We start from the raw sequence: 21706 nt of genomic DNA on the forward strand, positions 1-21706 counted from the left end.
TCGGCGGAAAGCAACTACAAACAATTCCCTCTACCTTTGGCAATTTTTGTATGCGTTGTTGCGTTGCTGGCACTAGGACTCTTAGGCTCTGCCGGAGTGATAATTTTACTTAATTACTTAAGTTAGCTCTAACTTCATGCATAGTGCTGGGGGTAGAGGAAGTTTAGAACTATTCGAATCCCGGGTGCGAAAAAATCCACCAGATAGGTGAACTGTTCTCGTGGCGGGCCGTAACGGAAGAAGTCTGGAACTATTTCACCTGTAAAGAAGGACTGGCTTAGGTAGAGAGCTCCTTGTCGTCCAAGTCCAAGGCTCTTAGAATGTCTTTTGTGCCATAAACAAAGGACATCGTGTCCTGACTGAGCCTACTCAGATTGCGGTAGAGTCCTGGCTGAATTGACTCAACCTTCTGCACAAAATGCCTATAAGCTTCTGGATCCTTTCTACCCTTCATTAAGTCGTCATAAAGACCTGGGGCGCGTTGGTCTAACAGGTTGATTCCATAGGCGGCTATGCCGCTCAGTGATGGGTGAATGAAGACTTGCTGCGGGCCTGTTGATAAAGCGCCTCCTGCATATTTCAGCGGAACAGCAAGTGACTTTGTATCGGATGCAATATTCGGCAGGTTTTTGCCCCGACCTACATATTTCACCTTGGTTGAGTCGTCGGGCGTTACCTGTGTATCAGCTGCACCGGGGATATCCTCCCATGCAATGCCAAGCTCGTTCATTGCTTTGACACGATATAAATCTGCCGAGCCTTCTTCCCAGAACTCCCCAAGCGATTTACCCAGGGTGTCGCGCAAAGCATTTAACTTTAGATGTCCACCGTAGAACATCCGATTAACAGTACCGGCGAGACCTTCTTTACCGAGTGCTTCGGTTAGGCGCTCTTGCGTCGTTACGTAACCAGTTTTTTCCTCGCTTTTATCTGCATGGGCTGATTCGTGCAAACCAACACCTATTAGGTATTTGCCATACTGATCTCCAAAAGCTTCTACATACCGCGCATCCTCCCTTAGGAGGATGCGGTTGAGTAGAACATGGCCTTGTGAATTTCCGGTATCCCCAATTATTTCGTGTGCGCGAGCGTATGTTTCATCATCAAGTATCGTAATGTCTACGTCGGTACGCAGGCCATCGGCTCGTACTTTGTTCCTGATTATCTCTATGACATCAGCGTACTTTTCATTAAGATTAGGGGCCTCCGCCAGAAATGTATCAAACTCAGATTGCTGATGACTGCTGGTCTCATGTAGCCGCTGGATTATTTTATTTCCATCAAATACTGGATCAGGATGTTCACCGACGACAACATGGCCGTCAGGTAGGTGATGTACTTGAGTGGGGGATTCAACGGACATAGTGTTTTATTCAGACAACTTTCCTTTATAAATGCGCTTCAGCTCTTCTGTGAGTAGCTTACGTACGTTCCACAACGCAAGATGTACGCTGTGTGGATGTTTCGGGAACTCATATCCCATCTCGAGCTCCATATCGTAATCATCCAAGACATCGTTCACGGATAGTAGTCCGCCCTCAGGAACTTTCGTCTGCAACACCCTGGCTAAAATGCGACTAATCATTTTTTTCTGGACAGCAGCCATTTCGATTGAGAGTGCGCGAGCAGGATCAAGGTCCTCGTCTTTGAACGTCTCGCGGACATTACCAAAGGCAGCCTTTAACTCGGATTCGGAGTACTGCTTTTTATCGAAATCTTCAGGTTCCTTGGTCTCAAGGGGGCTCAAAGACTCTGAAGAATTCTGTCGCAGGTTACCGGAGAGTGTCGCCAGCGCAATCCCTTCTGCACCAGCTACTGCTATTTTGCCTAGGCGATGAAGACGTTGCTCAAGCCTTTCCTGCGCTTCCTTGAGAGATTCAAGGGACGAAGGGTCGGCCGTTTCAGTGGTGGGGCCAGGATCAGCAAACGGGTCTGCGTTCAAAGAATTATCAACAATTTCCGGGTGGTGAGTCTGTTGAGGTTGGGGTTCTGTGGTGAATGTTTCTGGCATTGTGGTGGTCTTTTTTGTTTTATAGTTTATAGCTTTGAATAAATAATAGCATAAGCATTACAATATGTCAATACCTATTGATGCCGTACTGAACGCAGATGCAAATCCAGGAGACATTTGTGGAATCATTCGATAGCAGACACGAAAAAAGTCCACCAGGTAGGTGAACTTGTTTCGTGGCGGGCTCGACCGGATTTGAACCGGCGATCTCCTCCGTGACAGGGAGGCGTGATAACCCCTTCACTACGAGCCCGTATGTTGCTGGGTAAGCTTTCGTATGATATCAGTTTTTGGCCTCTGATGCAACAGGGTAAACCTCATTTATTTTCGCCCGTAGCAATGCTATAATAACAAAGATCTACCTGATGCCGCTGTAGCTCAGCTGGTAGAGCGGCGCTTTCGTAAAGCGTAGGTCTCCGGTTCAAATCCGGACAGCGGCTCCACGTGCGAATCGCGTGCGGGTGTCGTATAGTGGCTAATATGTAACCTTCCCAAGGTTGAGAGCAGAGTTCGATTCTCTGTACCCGCACCAAAAGAATATAAGTATGAAAACAATAGTAATTGACTCCATCAAACAAATTCTGGCCGACCGAATCGTCGTCGCCCTGATTTTGTTACTCATTCTTTCGAGCCTTGCGTACTGCATTTACGTTGGTCTTTCTCTTCACCCGAGTGACCTTCAGGTTGCCGTTCATTATACGGCGTACGGGCAGACCAGTTTTTACCGCGAAAAATGGTACTATTTGATCTCATTCATCTTATTCGGCCTGGTACTCGCAACTGCGCACTCAGCACTTGTTGTTAAACTATATGTTCAAGAGCGCCGACAGATGGCTATTCTATTCGCCTGGTTAAGCATCTTACTTATCGCTATCGCTTGGTTTTTGACACGCGCAGTCTTGGGGATAGCATTTCCAACGTAATATGATAAACCTTGAAATTCCCCTTAAAAACCGTACTCGCCTGTATCGCTTTTTCGAGATACTGCCAGCGGTTATTAGTTATGGAATGCTCCTGCTGTTGATCGTCTTGTCTCTTGTAAGCCCCATTGCCGCCGCGGTATATTTGCTGCTTATTATTATCACCATGCTAGTAAAGGCCGTAGGAATCGCCGTTCATACGGTAGCGGGCCGTAGCCGGCTTGACGAAGCCCAGAAGATTAATTGGCATGACCGGCTTTTACAGCTAGAAGATCCTATCAAAAGCTATGCTCACGAAAAAACAGAACATTCTTCAGGGTTTGGATTTGAGGCACACAAGGAAAACCTTCGCTTAGTTTCCGCCGATCCAGATGCGTTTCCAAAACCCTCGTCGCTTTATAATGCAGTTATTATTGCCGCGTATAACGAAGCATATGAAGTATTAGAACCCACGATTCAATCCGTTGTCGATACAACTTACGATAGCAAGAAAATGATCATTGCCTTGGCTTACGAAGAGCGTGGCGGAACGGAAATGAAAGAAACGGCGCTTAAATTACAAAAGAAGTTTGGCGATATATTTAAAGCTTTTCACCTTGTCGAACACCCTAAGGATCTACCAAACGAAGTAGTGGGCAAGGGCGGGAACATCACTTATGCTGGATTCTTTTTGAAAGATTGGGTAAAAGAACAGGGAATTGCATATAAAGACGTCATTATTACGACGCTCGATAGCGACAACCGTCCACATGCTACTTATTTTGACTATGTAGCCTATGAATATATTGTGCATGAAGACCGAAAACACCTGTCGTATCAGCCTGTGTCGCTCTTTTTGAATAATATTTGGGATGCGCCGGCGCCGATGCGCGTGGTTGCGACGGGTAACTCGTTTTGGAACATTATTAGCTCAATGCGCCCGCATACGCTTCGCAACTTTGCATCGCACTCGCAACCGATGGACGCGCTTGTCGAAATGGATTTTTGGAGTAAGCGCACGATTGTTGAGGATGGCCACCAGTACTGGCGCAGTTATTTCTATTTCGGTGGTAATTATTCGGTAACGCCGATTTATGTACCGATCTACCAGGACGCGGTATTGTCGGACACCTATAAAAAGACGCTCAAAGCACAGTTCATCCAACTTCGCCGCTGGGCCTACGGTGCGTCCGACATACCCTATGTGGCAACACGGATTTTCACCAAAAATCGCAACGTACCTTTTGGCGAGAGCGTTGCGCGGCTTTTACGTTTGATTGACGGTCACGTCACGCTTGCTAGTATCGCTATCCTGATCGCCGTTGGTGGCTGGGTGCCGCTATTGATTAATAGCGACGCTGCCCGCGACATCTCGGCCCACCAATTACCGGAAGTGATTAGTGGCGTGCAGCGCGTGGCTATGATTGGACTGCTGATTACCGTATTCCTAGGCTTCAAGATGCTTCCGCCGCGTCCAGCACGTTATAAGCGCCGCCGTACCGTATGGATGCTCCTGCAGTGGTTTCTGATGCCTGTGACGGCTATCGTGTATAGCGCGACCGCTGCGTTTAATGCACAGACCCACCTGGCACTCGGTAAATATCTAGATAAGTTTGACGTAACCGAAAAGGCTACTCACGAATCTGTCGCCCGCGCTCGTGCAGCGAAGGCCGGCCGCGCTTCTGCCGAGTCGCAGAAATAAGCTGATGCTGAGCACCGTATTGTACGGCTGCTAATTCATCAAATCGCTTTAACATCTGGTGCGTTACCGCCTCGATGTCTTCAGGAGTAATAGTCGTATGTTGGGTAGAAAGAGTGTCTTCGACTGTCTGGGCCAGCCACAGAGCGTTGTATTCGGCTTCTTTAGGGGCGTGCGTAAAGGCCTTATTGATACTAATGATGAGTTTACCCAGGTTAAAGGTGTCAGTTGCTCCTGAGGGCAGCACAACAGGCTTGTTATCTGCAAGCGAAGGCCGTTCAAAGGTAGTAAATACCTCGCCGCACTTGCTACATTTACGCCGCCGCCAAACAGCTGGCTGCTTTTTATGTGGGCGAGAGTTGGCTACGGATGTGTTCGTGTGAAAACAATTTATGCAAAACATATCTATATATTGTCATACCGCAAGGTAAAATGCTAGTGGATAAATAACAAAACCTGTGGGAAATAGAATAACCCCTCACGAATAAGGGGTTATCGGATAGATTACGTATATAAGGGCTGTTACTTCGTGTCGGTTCGGACGCGAACAGCTTTTTTAGCGTCTTGCCAAGTCATATCGTATTCAAATGCGATAGGGAACTTTGCAAGTGCTGATGGTGTGGTGGTTTTGTGGTCTTTAGCCATGAATACATATTAGCATAAACATTATAAATTGTCAATCATCAGGAATGTTCGGAGTATTCCATATATGGTATACGTATCTTGTAAAGGAGGCATTCCAGCCCGTGGAAAAGTTTTCCGAAAAATGGGGATAAATGCTTAAGTTGGGGGCAAGCCCGCCAGCGCGCAGTTTCGTAGTCGATGACTAGGAAATGGGCTGACGGGCTTTCGTCAGAGGATGATAGTCCTCTGGATGTCTTCTTCAGGAGCCCTTCGTCGCAATCCAGCCCTTCTTTTCGCTGTAAACGATGGCGATGTGCGTAATACGGGGCGTGTTGGCGTCGATGAAATCACTGACGGCAGCTGCAAGCTCGAGTCGCAACGACAAGTTACGCTCCGAGTGAATGCCTGCTGTTACCCCTGTCCGGAAGACAGAGAAGGTGACAGTATGCAAATCATCGTGTTGCTCGGCCTCTCGCAGCCCGATAGCTACGAGTTCATCGATGGAGAGCGACAGGTCGTCAACGACGAAGATCACGTCAAAACGAGGCTTCGCGGCAGGAACAAAGAGTACCTGGCCGCCGACAAGCGGCTTTGCTGCCGTCGCCGCACGGTGGAATTCGCTAGCGTACCTGTGGAGGTCACCATTCGTCCCGCCGAACCAGCCGTCTGTCGGATGGATCGTCGTGATCAGGACGTCGCTCGACACGTCACTGATCTCACCCTCGAAAAACTCGATATCGGTCATGAATCCCCCTGAAGGTTTCTGGATAGTATCCAGCAGTCGATCCGCTATGGAAAGACAGTGTGCAATACCATAAAAATATAATAAATTCAATGTACGCCTGTGTAGCGTGTAATAAAATCCTTTGAGGCCTTATAACAAAACAGACTACATATTGTAGTCTGTAATAATTTCATGGTGGGCGATAGAGGAGTCGAACCTCTGACCTCCACAACGTCAATGTGGCGCTCTAGCCAGCTGAGCTAATCGCCCCCAGCTCGATTAATCATATCAGACAGGGGCGGACGTTGCAATAACCGAGGCGAGGGTATAAAATAAAAGCGAACAGTGACGCGGTCTAACCACCCGCCGAGTTCCGTCGGTGTAGAACGTACGTAACGTGCTTCATAAGTGCCTGGAATCCAGGAAGTCCGGTGGAACCGCCCTAAACAAGGGTCCGAGACATGCGATAGATGAACTCAAATCGATTGAATTCACACATCGCATGTTTTTATTTTATTAAAAAAAGGAGAAGTCTAGTGAACGACGAACAATTACATGCAATGCGACATAGCCTAGCGCATATCACTGCAGCGGCCGTTAAGCGTCTATGGCCAGATGCTAAGTTTGGCGTTGGTCCGGTAGTAGAGAATGGGTTTTATTATGATATCGACCTTGGCGAACTAAAAATATCCGAAGCCAACTTTGGCAAAATCGAAAAGACAATGCGTCGTATTATTAGTGAAGCGCAAGACTTTGAACGGTTTACTATGCCGATTGACCAAGCAATCAGTTGGACGCAGGAAAATCACCAGCCCTATAAAGAAGAACTTCTTAACGACCTTAAACGTTCGGGCACAACAGTAGCCAAAGACCTTGACGTAGACGAACTAGGTCTTGCGACTGAAGGTGAGACGAAGGTCGAAGAAGTCTCATTCTATAAAAACGGTGACTTCGTTGATCTTTGTCGCGGACCTCATGTTGCGAATACCAAAGACGTCGGCGCTTTTAAATTACTTCGCATTGCCGGTGCGTACTGGAGGGGAAATGAGAAAAATCCTCAGATGCAGCGTTTGTACGGAGTAGCATTTGCGACTCAAGAAGAACTTGACCACTATCTTGAAATGCTAGAGCAAGCCAAGCTTCGTGATCATCGCAAACTAGGCAAAGAACTTGATCTTTATACCGTATCTAATCTTGTGGGCGTCGGTTTGCCACTATTTACGCCGCGTGGAACCGTACTTCGCGACTTGGCGGCACAGTATTCTAACCAATTACGTCAGGATCGCGGCTTTACAAAGGTCTGGACTCCACACATTACCAAAAAAGAGCTTTATGAAGCATCCGGCCACTGGGCAAAGTTCGGTGACGAGCTATTTTTGGTGACGAGTCAAGAAACGAGCGACGAAATGGTATTAAAGCCGATGAATTGCCCGCATCACACACAAATTTTTGCTTCCCGACCACGAAGTTATCGTGACATGCCACTTCGTTTTCTTGAGACGACTACGGATTACCGCGACGAAAAGACAGGTGAGTTAGGTGGCTTGAATAGAGTTCGTTCACTCACACAGGATGATAGTCATGTTTTCTGTCGACAAGATCAGATTGAAGACGAGATCAATGGATTGCTTGCAAGTGCTAACGAACTCTATAGTACGATTGGAATGAATTTGCGTGTTCGTTTAAGTTACCGCGATGATAGCGATGCGTACTTAGGGGACAAGGAACTTTGGAAGACAGCCGAAGCACAATTAAAAACGGCTGTGATTGCTAATAAACTAGAATATTTTGAACAAGAAGGCGAAGCGGCCTTTTATGGTCCAAAAATCGACTTTATGGCGACTGATGCCATTGGTCGCGAACATCAGGTTGCAACCGTGCAACTGGATTTTGTGCAGCCTGAGCGTTTTGATCTTGGGTTTACGTCTGATGACGGCAGCAAGCAGCGTCCAGTTATGATTCACTGTGCACTTTTGGGTTCGGTCGAACGATTCCTGAGTGTCTTTATTGAACATACTGCTGGCTGGTTTCCACTATGGATCGCACCAGAACAGGTTCGTATTTTAACTATTAATGATACGGTGCTTGATTATGTAGATGAGATCAAGAACGTCCTTAACGATACGGTGCTCATGAAACCAGTGAAATATAATGAGCTACGCTATACGGTTGATGACCGTAATGAGAGCTTAGGCAAAAAAATTCGTGAAGCTACTTCGTGGAAAATCCCTGTGCAGTTAATTGTTGGACCAAACGATAAAGAAGCACGCGAAGTAAGTGTGCGTACTCAATCCGGTGAAGAGAAAATCGCACTTGATCAGCTTGGCGACTATCTAAAGGGACTATAAATGCCTAAAAAAAGAATTGCCGTAGATATTGATGACACGCTGTTTGCTCATTTCAGTGAGCTTGCAGAGTGGCACAATAGTCAGTTTGGTACTAATCTAACGCTTGAACATAATCATCCAAAGGGTGAAGACGCACTGCGTGCCTGGAAAGCCGACACTATTGAACAGGCGGTACGTCGGGTGCACGAATTCTATAAAACTTCTCAATACGAAGAAGCCAAACCGTTTGAGGATGCCTTGAAGGTAATGGCTAGATTGTCAAAAGATTACGAACTAATTATCGTGACAGCCAGAGATACGATACAAGAGGAATTTACGCACTTGTGGCTAAGCAGGTATTTCACTGACATGTATAAGGACGTTCATTTTACGGCTATGTACAGCCTAGAAGGTAAAGCCCGTACGAAGCTTGAAGTGTTTCGGGATCTTAACGTAGATTACGTTATTGATGATTCGCTACAGAACTGCCTTGACGCAGCCGAAGACGGAAGAATCGCGTTGGTGTACGGTGACTACCCCTGGAATAGGCAAGTAGACCCTTCTAAGAATACCGTTCGAGTGAATGAATGGCTCGATATCGAGGACTATTTTTATGGCTCAGAATCCTAACTTTAGAGAAAAAGTTGAGGGGCTTATGGCTCAAGTGCCATATGGGCGAGTGACAACTTATGGCGATCTTGCAGGCATGGCGGGCCAGGCGAATGCAAGTCGTATCGTAGGTGGAATTGCGCACTACGGGGATGCGAGTTTACCGTGGCATCGATTGGTGAATCGATTCGGCGGGTTAGCCGCAGGCTTTCATGGAGGTCGCGAAGTGCAACAACAGCTGCTAGAGCAGGAGGTTGTGACGTGCACCAATCATATAGTTGATAATTTTAAGGAGTTACGATGGAAACCGGACTTCCTTTAGTAGTAATCGCAGGACCAACGGCGAGTGGCAAAACGTCACTTGCTATTAACCTTGCTAAAAAATTTAACGGCGAAATCATTTGTGCCGATTCACGTACTATTTATAAAGGTATGGATATTGGCACCGCCAAACCAAGCCTGGATGAACGGCAGGGAATCTCACATTGGGGACTTGATTTAGTAGAGCCAGGCGACCGATTTACGGCTGCAGACTTTAAACAATATGCCGAACAAAAAATAGAAGAAATCCGCAGTCGCGGCCACACCCCGTTTCTGGTTGGAGGGACTGGGCTGTATATCGATTCGGTTTTATTTGATTACCAGTTCGGGGGTGAAGTGGACCAGGAATTACGCGCGCAACTGGAAAAAATGTCGATCGAGGAACTTCACGAGTATTGTTTTAAAAACAGCGTAATCTTACCAGAAAACAAACTCAACAAGCGATACGTCATTCGTGTGATTGAACGGAAAAGCATAAGCGAAAAGAGTAAAAATGCTCCAAGAGGTGATAGCATCATTGTAGGAATAGCTACAGAAAAAGAACAGCTCCGAACACAAATTGCAGCCAGAACCGAACAATTATTTGAGGATGGTGTTGTTGAAGAGGCAACTAGGTTGGGCAAAAAATATGGATGGGATAGCGAAGCTTCGTCAGGGAATATATACCCAATCGCTAAACGCTATCTGGAGAAAGAACTAACCCTTGCAGAAGCTAAAGAAAAAAATACAACAGCCGATTGGCGTCTCGCTAAACGCCAGCTTACGTGGCTGCGTCGGAATCCGTATATAAAATGGTATTCACTAACAGGGGCAAATACGTACCTGTCGAACTTGCTCGCCAAGGCCCGATAATCATGCTATTATAGAACACGAAAGTTAACCAACGCAAAAAAATGATTGACGCACTATTTGGTTCAAAAACGAGGGTAAAATTACTGCACCTATTCCTGAACAATCCAGGGAAGGCTTTTTATGTTCGCGAGATCACCCGTCTAATTGACGAACAAATTAATTCTGTCCGCCGTGAACTATCTAACATGCTTGAGGTAGGTATCATTACAAGTGATAGCGCCGATAACAAGCTTTACTACGAAATTAATCAGCGCTATGAATACTATGTGCCATTTCGTGCGATCTTTGCCGATGAACGCATAGAAGCAGCCGTATCAAATACTGGTGATAGTGGGTGGTCGGATCTAGTAGCTAACCTTCCAGGCGTGCGCCTGGCAGTTACTGCAGGTGTTTTGGTAAAGGGATCGGCCAGTTCGGTAGACCTTTTACTCGTAGGTGACATTCCTGCGGTGAAATTAAAAAATGCCATTAAACAGATTGAGAAAATTGAAGCAAGAGAGTTAAACTATAGTATGTTAAGTTATGATGAATTCTACTACCGCTTAAGCGTAAGAGACAGGTTCATCACAGAGATACTAACTGGAAAATATGCAGTACTAACAGATACCGATAACATTCTGAAAATGCAGTAAAAGAGGAGAAATAAAATGTTTGATATTGAATATAAAGGTGGTAACGGTGTTGTTATCGCAACCAAGAAAACAACAGCGCTAATTGATCCAAAGCTTTCGCTAGTCGGACTGAAGGATTTATCCGTTAAAGATGCCGTTGAAATCGCAACTGAAGAGCGGTTTGCGACAAATAGCAAAGACGCACAGCTTCTTATTGAAGGTCCAGGTGAGTACGAGCTGGGTGATTTCTCAATTCGAGGTATTAGCGCGCTTCGTCATATTGATACTGAAGATACCGAACCTCTGTCGACGATCTATCGTATAGAGGTGGGAGAAGTCCGTATTGGGCTTCTTGGCAATATCGCGGGTAAGTTAGAAGAAGATCAGCTTGAGGCACTAGGTATTGTGGATATTTTGATTCTTCCTGTTGGTGGGGGTGGATACACTTTGGACGCAACCTCCGCTGCGACTTTAGTGCGAAGTATTGATCCTAAAGCTGTTATTCCCGTACATTACGCGGACAGCGGCCTTAAATATGAAGTTCCTCAAGATGTTTTGGAGACATTCATCAAAGAACTTGGCGCGCCCGTAGAGACTGTTGCAAAGTATAAGGTGAAATCAGCCTCGGTATTGCCCGTGACTCTTACCGTTATAGAAATAACAAGAAGTTAGTTTCTTTCTTTCTGAATATATAAAAATCACCCCTCATATGAGGGGTGATTTTGTTAGATATTGGTCCAAGCTAGACAGCTTTTGCCAAAATGCCTTTTTTCTTAAGCGTACGAATAGCCTGTGTGCTAAGGATCATCGTTACTTTTTGACCGTCAACCAAGAAAGTTTTCTTTTGTAGGTTAGGTTTAAAGACGCGTTTTGTGCGACGCAAAGAGAAGCTGACATTGTGGCCAAACTGTTTGCCTTTTCCGGTGAGTTCACATCGTGCTGCCATAATTATTACTTCCACTTATTTTTTACAATCTGTATCAGTTTACCGTTTTTAGCCCCATTAGTCAAGGAGGAGAGCGTAAATCTCTAAGCTCAGTAGATAAAGGGGATATTACTGTATAATAAACAGGTATGGATATAGGGTATATTGCAATCGTCTTGGTGGTTATTTTGTTGTCTATGACGCTTCACGAGGCGATGCACGGCTTCGTGGCGTATTTTTTAGGTGATGACACGGCTAAGCTAGAAGGGCGTCTTACACTTAATCCGATAAAGCACATCGACCCATTTCTGACGATTATCTTGCCGTTGTTGCTGGCAATAACGCCCGGAGCGCCTATTTTTGGTGGAGCAAAGCCAGTTCCGTTCAATCCTGCAAGGTTGAAATATGATGAATGGGGCGCGGCGCTTGTCGCGTTGGCTGGTCCACTGACTAATTTAATAATTGCTTTTGTCGCCTATGGGGTATATGCACTTCTAGGAGCTCCATCGATAGGGAGCGGAATCGGACAGGTTATTTCGACTATAGTTCTTGTAAACCTTGGCTTCTTCGTATTTAATATGATTCCTCTCCCGCCACTTGACGGGTCGCGTGTTCTGTATGCACTTGCTCCAGAGTTTGTACGCCGCGGCATGGAGGCGATTGAACGGTTCGGTATAATCTTTATATTTATAATCGTCTTGGTTGCTAGCCCTGTTATTTACATGTTTATGCGCGCCGCAACTAATTTCTTCATTAGTATTTTTAGTCATATTTTCGGCCTTTCCTGATAATCGAAGTGATATAATAAAGGGTGTCCCAAGGCATACTTAGGCGCATATGATTTTCCTGAATATCATATTTGATAGGGAGTTCAAATGATTCGCTTCCGTGGAAACGATTTGAGAGCACCCACCTTGCAATTACGCGGGGAACATCAACGTCTAGGTTATGCCTCGGGGCTTTTTAGTAGATAATTACCGGGATGTGGCGCAGCTTGGTAGCGCGCACGGCTGGGGGTCGTGAGGTCGCAGGTTCAAATCTTGTCATCCCGACCAAATACGAATTATTCTTATGTTAAAATACTGACAGAAACATTTTCAAAAACAGAAAGTATCTTATGAACCAACGCATCGCTGTCCGGGCTATTATCCGAAAAGACGAACGAACGCTTCTTCTGCGGCGCGCAAACGGCAGACCGTCTATCTTAGGCAAGTTTGAACTACCAGGCGGTAAGCTAGATTATGGCGAGCAGCCCGAAGATGCTTTGGGGCGCTACTTGAAGGACGAGGCTGGGCTGACTATGCAGACCGCTCAGTTGTTTGACGTACTGACATACATAGATCACGATGATCGGGATATGCAGTACGTGTTCATTCTCTACCTCGTCAGCTTGGGCGTAGGCGGAGAAAAGGTGAGACTCAGCCAGAACTACGATCACTACATTTGGAAAAAGATGTCAGACATACAACAAGAGAACCTTACGGAGTCTGCAAAGCTATTGTTGGGAATATCACAACAGGATGTTCAATCTGTTAAAAAGCAGGAATTGATAAGTAATGATGTAACAAATACATCCGATGTATCTCATTTGATTGTATATTCGGACGGTGGATCTAGAGGAAACCCTGGTCCATCAGCCTCGGGATTTATTATCATGAATAGCCAGGAACACGTTATTCACGAGGGCGGAATGTACTTAGGAATCACCACAAATAATCAGGCCGAGTATCATGGAGTACGGCTTGGTCTGGAGAAAGCTCTTGAGATGGGCGCACGGACCGTTGATTTTCGCATTGATAGTATGCTTGTCGTAAATCAGATGAACGGGATTTATCAAATTAAGAATCGGGATCTATGGCCTATTCATGAACGTATCAAGGAATTGGTTTCGAAGTTTGAAAAAGTAAACTTTACGCACGTGAGACGTGAGTTCAATCAGCTTGCCGATGGGATGGTAAATAAGATCCTGGATGCACATGCCGATAATGGGGTATAATAGCCTAGACAGTTCGTTAGACGATCACTTGCGCGTTAAACCGTAAGAGGAAAGTCCGGGCAGCATAGGACATGACAGTCGCTAACGGCGACCGGAGGTGACTCTAGGGAAAGTGCCACAGAAACGATACCGCCTCGTGGCAACATGAGGTAAGGGTGAAAGGAGTGGGGTAAGAGCCCACAGCGACGCATGGTGACATGCGAAGGAGGTAAACCCTGTCAGCTGCAAGGAGATCTACATAAAGGGCGGTTCGTCCGTAGGTCGCTATCCGCTTGATCTTTTGGGCAACCAAGAGGCTAGATAGATGATCGTCCATGACAGAACCCGGCTTACCGATGGACTGTCAACTAAAAAACACCGCTTAATCAGCGGTGTTTTTTAGAGTAAGGAGGTGAAAGACTAAGCTTTTGTAGCGCTCTTTACAATTTCTGTAAATGCTTTTGGTTCATTTACGGCAAGTTCAGCTAGAACTTTACGGTCTAGCTCGATATTTGCAGCCTTTAGGCCGGCAATCAATTTACCGTAGGTGACGCCTTGTTCGCGTGCAGCAGCGTTGATACGTGTAATCCAAAGACCACGAAGATCACGCTTTTTGTTGCGACGGTCACGGTATGCGTACTGAAGGGCACGGATAACCGCTTGCTTGGCAAGACGGTATGAACGCGTGCGGTTGTGCTGCATACCTTTGGCGAGTTTTAAAATCTTTTTGTGCTTGGCACGTGCGGTGACGCCTCTTTTTACTCGCATACTATACTCCTAGTGCTCGTCTTACGTTTCTGGCCATCGAACCAGTAACGGTTGCGGTGGTGTGGATTGCGCGTTTACGGCTCTTGCTCTTCTTTGAAAGGAAGTGAGCGCCAAACGCACGGCGACGTATCAATTTACCAGTGCTGGTAAGCTTGATGCGTTTCGCTGTTCCTTTGTGGGTCTTTAACTTTGGCATTATTTACTCCTTACTACTATGCTCAGATTGCGACCGGCCATCTGAGGCTTTTGCTCAAGTATTGCGTCATCTTCTAGAAGAGCAACAATCCTATCAGTCATTTCGTATCCTAATTCTTTGTGGGCCATCTCGCGACCGCGATAAAAAATTTGAATTCTCACCTTGTGGCCGGCTGCTAGAAATTCACGAATCTTGCGAAGCTTGATTTCTAGGTCGCCAGCACCGATCTTTAGTCCAAACCGCATTTGCTTCAGCTCGCTCGCTTTGCTGCTTTTGCGGTTTTTCTGTTGTTCCTTCATCTTTTGGTACTGGTACTTACCCCAGTCGATGACTTTTGCAACAGGTGGATCTGCATTCGGTGAAATCTCAACGAGGTCTACTCCTGCTTCTTCAGCTGCTTTGAGCGCGTCTTCACGACTCATAATGCCAAGCTGTTCTCCGTCAGCTCCGATAACGCGTAGTTGACTGGCGCGGATTGCCTCGTTGATGCGAATTGATGTACTGATTGCGGGTCTCCTTTTTGAGTCTGCAATAATTTAAGCGTTACTCCGAACTATTCTATCAGATACGCGCCCCCGATTCAAGTGCTTTGTCGATATTGCAAAGCTTCACCTGAGCGTGAAGTTATAACGGCGAGTGTCTTTTCTGGATCTGCGATTCTTTAAGCTGCTTTTATAACTTTAGAATACTACGTGATGCGCGTACTTAAGTTTAGGCGGTCCGTGGCGGTAGCCAGAATTTGGCGGACATCGGGCGAGAGTGCTAATCGAGATTTTATTTCACGACTTGTCGGATTAACGTTGTTTTTAATGTTGCTTTTATATCTGTTACACTGTTGCGCAACAGCATTTTGAATAGATTCTATAGTAGAAATATGTTGTTTTTTATCCATCGGTCTATGACCAAAGGCTGTACAGTTTGGTACTCGTGAAACATTTAAGACAAGATCAATACGGCTTAGCGGAATCCGAACAGTCGCTTTTGGTTGACGAGAATTTGCGTGCTACCGCAGCTACATTCTTTGGCCGGATTGCCATAAAACAAGGGCAGGGATTTATTATGGCGACAAGTTTGGAATCCGCAGGATAGGATATGCGACTCTGTCAGTATGACTTACCGTGATCTAACGGCTGACGAAATGATTCCAGGGCTGTGTATGGACATTTAGGGAGCTCGTCAAGAAAAGAACGTAAAGGTGAGCAAGGCTGATGTTACCTAGCTAGGAAGGGATGGCTGCTTCCTCCAATAAGCAGTGAGCACGGCATGCCATATATGATTAGATAAACGGAATGGGTGCTGTCACACGATACCGTCTATAAGTTCACAAGTAGGGCTACGCAGCGTAGTGGTGGAAAATATCCGTTCTTTCGATGAAAGAGGGGATAGGAGGGTTGTGAGTGCGCGTGATCTTCAAAACCCGCCGGAGCAACAGACAAAACTGTAGCAATCATCGACGTAATGTTCGTAGTCAGATACATCTTGTGCTTATCTGTAAATAATGCTATAATGACTATGTTCATGTTGGGGCTGAATTTAGCTTTCGACAGAGGGAATTTAACAGATTATTTTGCAAGACGACCGTAGGCGTAACCTACATTTTTTAATTGCAACTAAACTTGCTAAGACAGTTCAAAGCATCAAGGTACCTGCTGTATTCGCTCAAATGTTTACATCAGCTCCTCTTGCTACTGTCTCAATCGCAGCCTAATAAGCTCGATCATCACTTTTTACAGGCGACATAGATTCGGAGTGGTGTTATAAGCATGTCGCTTACTGACATAATGGGCAGCAGCATTGTGTCGGAACATTATCCTGCGTGACGATCATGACATTTTATGTTTGGCTTTTAGTCATTGATAGTCGTTAAAACCTAAGACGAACTATGCTTGTAGACGAATAATCAGTTACCTTTTGGACCGGGGGGCGGTACCCCGCAGCTCCACCAATTTGAATCATCAGACCACCACATATGGTGGTTTTTTGTTCACTAAATGACTAAAAAACGCCATAAAAAAACAACCACCTGCGAGTAGTGGTTGTTTTGTGTGGAGTTTTTGAGTTCTTGTTTATTTTTGGCTTCTGTATAATTTATTTATTCAGGAGCTACCCCTATATTATGACGTCAAAGCGCTTGTGTCAACGGTATTTTTAAAAAAACTTTCAGTAATAAATACCACGTGTGGATAACCTTATTTCCTGTGTTCACCATTTAAAACCTGAAATTACAATTGCTCCCTTTGAATTATGGATGTTTGGGATTGCAGGCATCCATAGACCAGTCTATTCAATGCCGGAAGGTTATTAGTAAATTAAATATTTCTTTATTTTAAATTTGTTTTTCAAGTCTCACGAAAATTGTTTTAATACGTAGAATGATAACCATTCGCTAATGCGTACATGAATTAAAAAAATAGAAAATAAAGTTCGTGGATAGGCCATATAAAGTCTAGTGCGACTATGCCAATGAGAAATTCTAATTATTAAGGAATTAAAGAAACTTATAAAAATTATAAAAAACTAAAAATGATGCAGGCGGAGGATACGTATTTGCATTACAAAACTTTCCAATGATTTCTAATGAAATATCGTCGCGCGTAATTTTACGACTGTTTTTGCAATGGCTATGTTTTGCGCGTACATGTTTCGAACGATCTACGGTTTTTTATATAGAAATAATTCTCAGTGTTTTAGTCTAATTACGCGTAAAGGCCTTGCGCATGGTGGACTCTATAAAAAAATATGGACACCAAAGTCGCGGTGCGGGGTAGTGGATACGAGCGTCTGAGTCAGGGATACGTGAATTAAACATGCGAATATAACATCGTTGTTATAAAAACATATACGCTTCATTACAGATAAGAATCAAATTTAAATTGACTTTATTGCATTTATTACATCAGTTTTTGAATGAAACTACATTGACCTAAACGTGTTTGCGTGCTATTGTAGACATAAGCTTTTACAAAAACAAACAAAAGCAGCAAAAACACATTGACAATTCAAAACTGACCGTTCGGACTTTTGGTGAAAGTCGATAGCGACACGGGGAATCGGACTTTTTATTTGCATCTTGCGGATATACAATTTTTACGATTTCTACATTGTGGCGCTATCGATGCTCCACCAAAACACACGTTCTGGGCGTGAAGCGCGCGTACATTAGTACCGCTTCATACCTAGTTGAACATTGTTTATGTTAATAAACAGTGAGATTACTAGGTATGAAGCGTGGAATATGACGTATGTTACTATGCCCCAGGTTTACCTGGAGCGGTCAGTTGCTCTAGAGCAGTAGCTGATTCATTGGTGCACGCGCCAAATATTTAATTACAGCGGCGGATGTAGCTACCAGAATCTTATGGTTGCTGCTCTAGTAAGCATTTTTTATCTCTTAGGCGGGTGGTATAGTGAGAAACATGTTGGGAAGAGTGGTAACGATTAGTTCAATAACAGCAATTATATTGTTGGCTATATTGTTGCAAACAACCACCCCGGCCACAATCGGCCCATTGGGGATTTTAATGGTATTTATTTTTATGTACGTGTCAGTTCTGGGTGGACTGACTTTTTTGTTGTATGTTGCCAGTATGTTAGTTGCGAAAATTTCACGATCCGTAACCGTTAAGCGACCAGTGCAGGCCCTAAGTTTCAATAGGGCATATTATTTTTCATCCGTGCTTGCGTTGGTGCCTGTCATGTTTATCGGGATGCAATCTGTCGGAGAAGTGGGCGTGTACGACGTACTGCTGGTAGTCATTTTTGCTGGCATAGCATGTGTATATATCTCGAAAAGAACGAATTAAATCGTCGTATATTCGTTGTGACGATTATGCTATAATTACAGATATGGAACCCAAACAGTCTGCACCGAATCTTGGACCTGAATTGTCACCAACCAATTACGGGCAAAACTTAGAACGGACACCGTCGCCTCCAAACCCCGAGACGACAATCGAACAAAACCCCGAAAGGTTTGAACAGCGCAGTGAGGCGGCACCAGCCGTAGCTCCCCCGGTACTACCCGTCCTGCCCGCACCGGTTGTTAGCCTGCCTGCTGATAACAGTGCGGCGACACCTGTTGTAGATGATATGCCAATCGCTGCAAATGACGATGATTTGATCGAGAAAGAATGGGTAGATAAGGCAAAAAAGATTATCACTCAAACAAAAGATGATCCATATCGCCGCGAGCAAGAAGTCGAGAAGTTACAGGCTGACTATCTTCGTAAACGTTACGGGAAGGAATTGGGCGCTTCGCAGTAGCGGAGTTGCCTGAGACTGCTATGGCGGGCATATTAATAAGCGTGTTTGTCTTTTTATTCCTGGGCTCTGCCGTAGGAATATTCGTTTTCTCTCAGTATAGAAAAACGCTTCGTGAAGCAAAAAATTACGAACGCGGCCTTAAGATGGTTCCGCTTCTTATTCATCTGCCACCTTCGAGTGATGATATTGATGGTGGTGGACGGGATGAACGAGATCTTACCGAAGAAGTGTTGTCTCAGGCTCAGGTAATGTACAACATCATCGCTAGCACTGCGACGAAAGGCTTCAAGAGTAGAATATACGGACAACGACACGTGTCGTTTGAAATGGTGGCCAGAAACGGACTCGTCCATTACTACACGGTCGTTCCGATGGTACTGCTTGATGTGGTAAGGCAAGCGGTTGCCGCCGCGTATCCTTCCGCAAGACTGGAAGAAGTAACGGAACACAATATCTTTAGCCAAGTTGGTAAACTGAGCGGAACGATTGGCGGGGAATTTACCTTGAAAAAGGACTTTGTCTATCCGATCGCTACGTATCAAGAATCAAAACGTGATGCGTCACGCGCGCTTTTGAACGCATTATCAGCAGCGGGTCGCGAAGACGGTGCGGCAATTCAGATGCTATTTCGTCCTGCCCGCGAAGGATGGTCAAAAAATTCAATTCATGCAGTTGAAAAAATTACCAAAGATAAAGGCAGGAAGAAGGCAGGCTTTGGCGGGGTAATCGCACCAAAGGATTTGATGGAGGCATTATGGCGTCCGCCAGAAAAAGAAGAAGTAAAGACTGAAGACAAACAACTGACTTCTCTTGAACAGGCAAGTGTAGAAGCAATCGAAGAGAAAACTCGCTATCCAGGATACGAAGTTTTGATTCGTGTTGTCGTATCTTCGAACACGGCTTCACGTTCGCAGGGTCTTTTAAAAAATATAGTCGCGGCTTTTTCGTTATTTGATTCACCAAGCCACAATGGGTTCAAGTTTGCGGTTTCAAAGAATATTGAAGAGTTAGTAACCGCCTATATATTTCGTTTCTTCCCGCAAACAGTAAATCGAAACGTGCTTAACAGTATTGAACTTGCAACCGTTTTCCATCTACCTAACCAAAAGAGTATTCCAACGTCGCAAGTCGAACGTCAGATGTCAAAACAAGTCGACGGACCGACACAGGTCATGGACGAGGGCTTTTTGCTGGGCTACAACGAATTTCGTGGTGTTAAAAAGCCAATTCGGCTCAGTACGAATGATCGCCGTCGCCACACGTATATTATTGGTCAAACAGGTACTGGTAAGTCGGTGTTGCTTGAGAATCTGGCTTTTCAGGACATGATGGATGGACGAGGTTTTGCTTTCGTCGATCCCCATGGCGATTCAGTAGAGAATTTACTAGGCAAAGTACCTAAAGAGCGCGTTGAGGATGTCATCTACTTCAACCCAGGCGATATGACCAATCCTATTGGATTAAACATGTTTGAATTTGAACATCCTGATCAGAAGGACTTCTTGGTTCAGGAAGCGATTAATATGCTGTATGGTTTGTATGACCCAGGGCACACTGGTATCGTTGGACCGCGCCTAGAGCATATCTTCCGTAACTGCGCACTGTTATTAATGTCCGATCCAGCAGGCGGAACGTTCATTGATATACCTAAACTACTGATTGACGAAGATTTCATGAAGAGCAAATTGAAGTACGTCACCGATCAATCCGTGTTGGACTTTTGGACTAAGGAATTTCCTAACTCTCAAAAATCCAACGAAGCCGGTGAGGTCATTAGCTGGGTAGTGAGTAAATTTGGTCCATTCATTTCTAACGATGCAATGCGTAACGTGATTGGTCAGACAAAGAGCGGCTTTAGCATTCGCGATATTATGGATAACAAAAAAATCCTTCTCGTTAACCTAAGTAAGGGTAAGATGGGTGAGCTGAACTCAAAGCTGCTAGGCATTATATTCGTCATGAAGTTCCAGGTGGCGGCCATGGGCCGCGCGGATATACCAGAGGATCAGCGTCAAGACTTTTCGCTATACGTTGATGAGTTCCAGAACTTTGCAACGGAAAGTTTCGAGTCGATTTTATCCGAAGCTAGAAAATACCGTCTTAACTTGATCCTGGGTAACCAGTTTATGACGCAGCTAACAGATAAAGTAAGGGAAGCGATCATTGGTAACGTCGGTACGGTTATTAGTGGGCGAATAGGTATTACCGATGCGGAGATCCTCGTAAAGAAATTTGCTCCGACATTTGACGCGGAAGACCTGACTAAGATGCCAAATTACCAATCCGTGACAAGCGTCATGATTAATAACGTGCCATCAGCGCCGTTTAGCATGTCGTTCATAGCGCCGTTAGGACAGTCCAATCCTCAGCTGAGTGATGCTTTAAAGCGTTTGTCCGCTGCAAAATATGGTAAACCGCGCCAACAGGTCGAAAAGGATATTTTTGCCCGACTAGGAGCTGCGGATGCAGAGAAGAAAGCCAAAGCGGATGCACTGAAGAAAGCGCAACAAGAACGAATGACCGGCATGCGTACTGGTGGGCCGCAAGGTGGAGGTACTCCATCATTCCTTGACGAATGGCTTGCAAAACGTAAACAGATTAGCGATATTCCAAGATCTCCAGCAGGGGCTTCTCCTGCTGCTTCAGCTCCATCACCGTTTACCCCGCCTAATTTGCAGCCAGGAGCGTCTACGCAGCCGCAACAGCCACCAAAAACCACAGCAGTGCCTGTTTCACCTTCGTTTCCTACGCCGCCTTCTGTGCCAAGCCAAGAGGCTAATCAGCCGTCACCGCAATCACCAGCTCCTTTAGCGCCTCCTCCTGCCGATGATGACAGGCTACACCTTCGGGGTGACAAAACGAACCCTGATAGTGAGATATCGATTAAGTTACGATAAGATTT

At 45.3% G+C, this 21706-nt stretch carries 23 protein-coding genes, 5 tRNA genes and 2 other RNA genes; 19 read left to right on the forward strand and 11 right to left on the reverse strand.

Annotation, left to right across the window (positions count from 1 at the left end; all coding sequences use genetic code 11):
- Positions 1-277 precede the first annotated feature (277 nt).
- From VK497_03075 to VK497_03085, 3 genes are all read right to left on the reverse strand, one after another.
- The gene (locus VK497_03075) at positions 278-1363 is read right to left on the reverse strand and encodes a hypothetical protein (GenBank protein ID HMI09359.1); all 1086 of its coding nucleotides are present in this window, start codon (positions 1361-1363) and stop codon (positions 278-280) included.
- A gap of 6 nt (positions 1364-1369) precedes the next feature.
- Positions 1370-2011, reverse strand: a complete 642-nt coding sequence (locus VK497_03080) for a hypothetical protein (protein HMI09360.1) — start codon at positions 2009-2011, stop codon at positions 1370-1372.
- Positions 2012-2188: 177 nt separating this feature from the next.
- Positions 2189-2264: transfer RNA gene (locus VK497_03085), tRNA-Asp, on the reverse strand.
- 114 nt (positions 2265-2378) lie between these two features.
- Here VK497_03085 and VK497_03090 point away from each other — a divergent pair.
- From VK497_03090 to VK497_03105, 4 genes are all read left to right on the forward strand, one after another.
- Positions 2379-2454 (forward strand) — tRNA-Thr (locus tag VK497_03090).
- A gap of 14 nt (positions 2455-2468) precedes the next feature.
- Positions 2469-2543, forward strand: a tRNA-Gly gene (locus VK497_03095).
- A 13-nt stretch (positions 2544-2556) separates the two neighbouring features.
- Positions 2557-2934 (forward strand): hypothetical protein, encoded by a 378-nt coding sequence (locus VK497_03100; GenBank protein HMI09361.1) that lies wholly within the window; start codon positions 2557-2559, stop codon positions 2932-2934.
- Position 2935: 1 nt separating this feature from the next.
- Positions 2936-4612: a glycosyltransferase family 2 protein gene (locus tag VK497_03105; GenBank protein HMI09362.1), complete on the forward strand. Its 1677-nt coding sequence runs from the start codon at positions 2936-2938 to the stop codon at positions 4610-4612.
- Here VK497_03105 and VK497_03110 read toward each other — a convergent pair.
- The 4 genes from VK497_03110 to VK497_03125 form a co-directional block, all read right to left on the reverse strand.
- Entirely contained in the window at positions 4542-5012 is a 471-nt protein-coding gene (locus VK497_03110) for a hypothetical protein (protein HMI09363.1), read from the reverse strand. The genes VK497_03105 and VK497_03110 overlap by 71 nt on opposite strands.
- Before the next feature lie 119 nt (positions 5013-5131).
- Positions 5132-5254 carry a hypothetical protein gene (locus VK497_03115; protein ID HMI09364.1) on the reverse strand — a complete coding sequence of 41 codons (123 nt, stop codon included), beginning with the start codon at positions 5252-5254 and terminating at the stop codon, positions 5132-5134.
- A gap of 238 nt (positions 5255-5492) precedes the next feature.
- Positions 5493-5978, reverse strand: a complete 486-nt coding sequence (locus VK497_03120; GenBank protein ID HMI09365.1) for a hypothetical protein — start codon at positions 5976-5978, stop codon at positions 5493-5495.
- 172 nt (positions 5979-6150) lie between these two features.
- Positions 6151-6227, reverse strand: a tRNA-Val gene (locus VK497_03125).
- Positions 6228-6493: 266 nt separating this feature from the next.
- Here VK497_03125 and thrS point away from each other — a divergent pair.
- The 6 genes from thrS to VK497_03155 are packed head-to-tail and all read left to right on the forward strand — an operon-like array spanning position 6494 to position 11349.
- On the forward strand, positions 6494-8305 hold the full coding sequence (thrS, locus tag VK497_03130; protein ID HMI09366.1) for a threonine--tRNA ligase: 1812 nt from the start codon (positions 6494-6496) through the stop codon (positions 8303-8305).
- On the forward strand, positions 8306-8914 hold the full coding sequence (locus VK497_03135) for a hypothetical protein (protein HMI09367.1): 609 nt from the start codon (positions 8306-8308) through the stop codon (positions 8912-8914).
- Positions 8898-9215, forward strand: coding sequence for an MGMT family protein (locus tag VK497_03140; GenBank protein HMI09368.1), 318 nt, complete (start codon positions 8898-8900; stop codon positions 9213-9215). Before VK497_03135 ends, VK497_03140 begins: the two co-directional genes overlap by 17 nt.
- Positions 9194-10066, forward strand: coding sequence for a tRNA (adenosine(37)-N6)-dimethylallyltransferase MiaA (gene miaA / locus VK497_03145; GenBank protein ID HMI09369.1), 873 nt, complete (start codon positions 9194-9196; stop codon positions 10064-10066). Before VK497_03140 ends, miaA begins: the two co-directional genes overlap by 22 nt.
- Before the next feature lie 41 nt (positions 10067-10107).
- Complete coding sequence (locus VK497_03150) at positions 10108-10698, forward strand: transcriptional regulator (protein HMI09370.1); 591 nt, start codon at positions 10108-10110, stop codon at positions 10696-10698.
- A 15-nt stretch (positions 10699-10713) separates the two neighbouring features.
- Positions 10714-11349, forward strand: a complete 636-nt coding sequence (locus tag VK497_03155; protein ID HMI09371.1) for an MBL fold metallo-hydrolase — start codon at positions 10714-10716, stop codon at positions 11347-11349.
- A gap of 70 nt (positions 11350-11419) precedes the next feature.
- Here VK497_03155 and rpmB read toward each other — a convergent pair whose 3' ends face one another.
- Positions 11420-11623, reverse strand: coding sequence for a 50S ribosomal protein L28 (gene rpmB, locus VK497_03160; GenBank protein HMI09372.1), 204 nt, complete (start codon positions 11621-11623; stop codon positions 11420-11422).
- 128 nt (positions 11624-11751) lie between these two features.
- Here rpmB and VK497_03165 point away from each other — a divergent pair, with 128 nt between their 5' ends.
- The 4 genes from VK497_03165 to rnpB all read left to right on the forward strand — a co-directional run bounded on the left by VK497_03165 (position 11752) and on the right by rnpB (position 13946).
- Positions 11752-12390, forward strand: coding sequence for a site-2 protease family protein (locus VK497_03165; protein HMI09373.1), 639 nt, complete (start codon positions 11752-11754; stop codon positions 12388-12390).
- A 190-nt stretch (positions 12391-12580) separates the two neighbouring features.
- Positions 12581-12657: transfer RNA gene (locus VK497_03170), tRNA-Pro, on the forward strand.
- A 62-nt stretch (positions 12658-12719) separates the two neighbouring features.
- The gene (locus VK497_03175; GenBank protein ID HMI09374.1) at positions 12720-13598 is read left to right on the forward strand and encodes a reverse transcriptase-like protein; all 879 of its coding nucleotides are present in this window, start codon (positions 12720-12722) and stop codon (positions 13596-13598) included.
- A gap of 8 nt (positions 13599-13606) precedes the next feature.
- Positions 13607-13946, forward strand: an RNA gene (rnpB, locus tag VK497_03180) — RNase P RNA component class A.
- Positions 13947-13997: 51 nt separating this feature from the next.
- On the opposite strand, the gene rplT is transcribed toward rnpB, so the two are convergent.
- Genes rplT through infC form a run of 3 tightly spaced genes read right to left on the reverse strand, consistent with a single transcriptional unit; the run spans position 13998 to position 15077 of the window.
- Entirely contained in the window at positions 13998-14345 is a 348-nt protein-coding gene (gene rplT, locus VK497_03185; protein HMI09375.1) for a 50S ribosomal protein L20, read from the reverse strand.
- Between the two features lies 1 nt (position 14346).
- Positions 14347-14541 carry a 50S ribosomal protein L35 gene (gene rpmI, locus VK497_03190; protein HMI09376.1) on the reverse strand — a complete coding sequence of 65 codons (195 nt, stop codon included), beginning with the start codon at positions 14539-14541 and terminating at the stop codon, positions 14347-14349.
- Positions 14541-15077, reverse strand: coding sequence for a translation initiation factor IF-3 (infC, locus tag VK497_03195; protein ID HMI09377.1), 537 nt, complete (start codon positions 15075-15077; stop codon positions 14541-14543). Before infC ends, rpmI begins: the two co-directional genes overlap by 1 nt.
- A gap of 391 nt (positions 15078-15468) precedes the next feature.
- Here infC and VK497_03200 point away from each other — a divergent pair, with 391 nt between their 5' ends.
- The 5 genes from VK497_03200 (at position 15469) to VK497_03220 (ending at position 21701) form a co-directional block, all read left to right on the forward strand.
- Entirely contained in the window at positions 15469-15630 is a 162-nt protein-coding gene (locus VK497_03200; protein ID HMI09378.1) for a hypothetical protein, read from the forward strand.
- Positions 15631-16064: 434 nt separating this feature from the next.
- Positions 16065-16486, forward strand: a transfer-messenger RNA (tmRNA) gene (gene ssrA / locus VK497_03205).
- Between the two features lie 1642 nt (positions 16487-18128).
- Entirely contained in the window at positions 18129-18344 is a 216-nt protein-coding gene (locus VK497_03210) for a hypothetical protein (GenBank protein ID HMI09379.1), read from the forward strand.
- Between the two features lie 43 nt (positions 18345-18387).
- On the forward strand, positions 18388-18804 hold the full coding sequence (locus VK497_03215) for a hypothetical protein (protein HMI09380.1): 417 nt from the start codon (positions 18388-18390) through the stop codon (positions 18802-18804).
- A 20-nt stretch (positions 18805-18824) separates the two neighbouring features.
- Complete coding sequence (locus VK497_03220) at positions 18825-21701, forward strand: TraM recognition domain-containing protein (protein ID HMI09381.1); 2877 nt, start codon at positions 18825-18827, stop codon at positions 21699-21701.
- The last annotated feature ends 5 nt before the right edge of the window (positions 21702-21706 follow it).

The organism is Candidatus Saccharimonadales bacterium, assembly GCA_035317825.1.
Classification (GTDB): Bacteria; Patescibacteriota; Saccharimonadia; order Saccharimonadales; family Saccharimonadaceae; genus DATHGB01.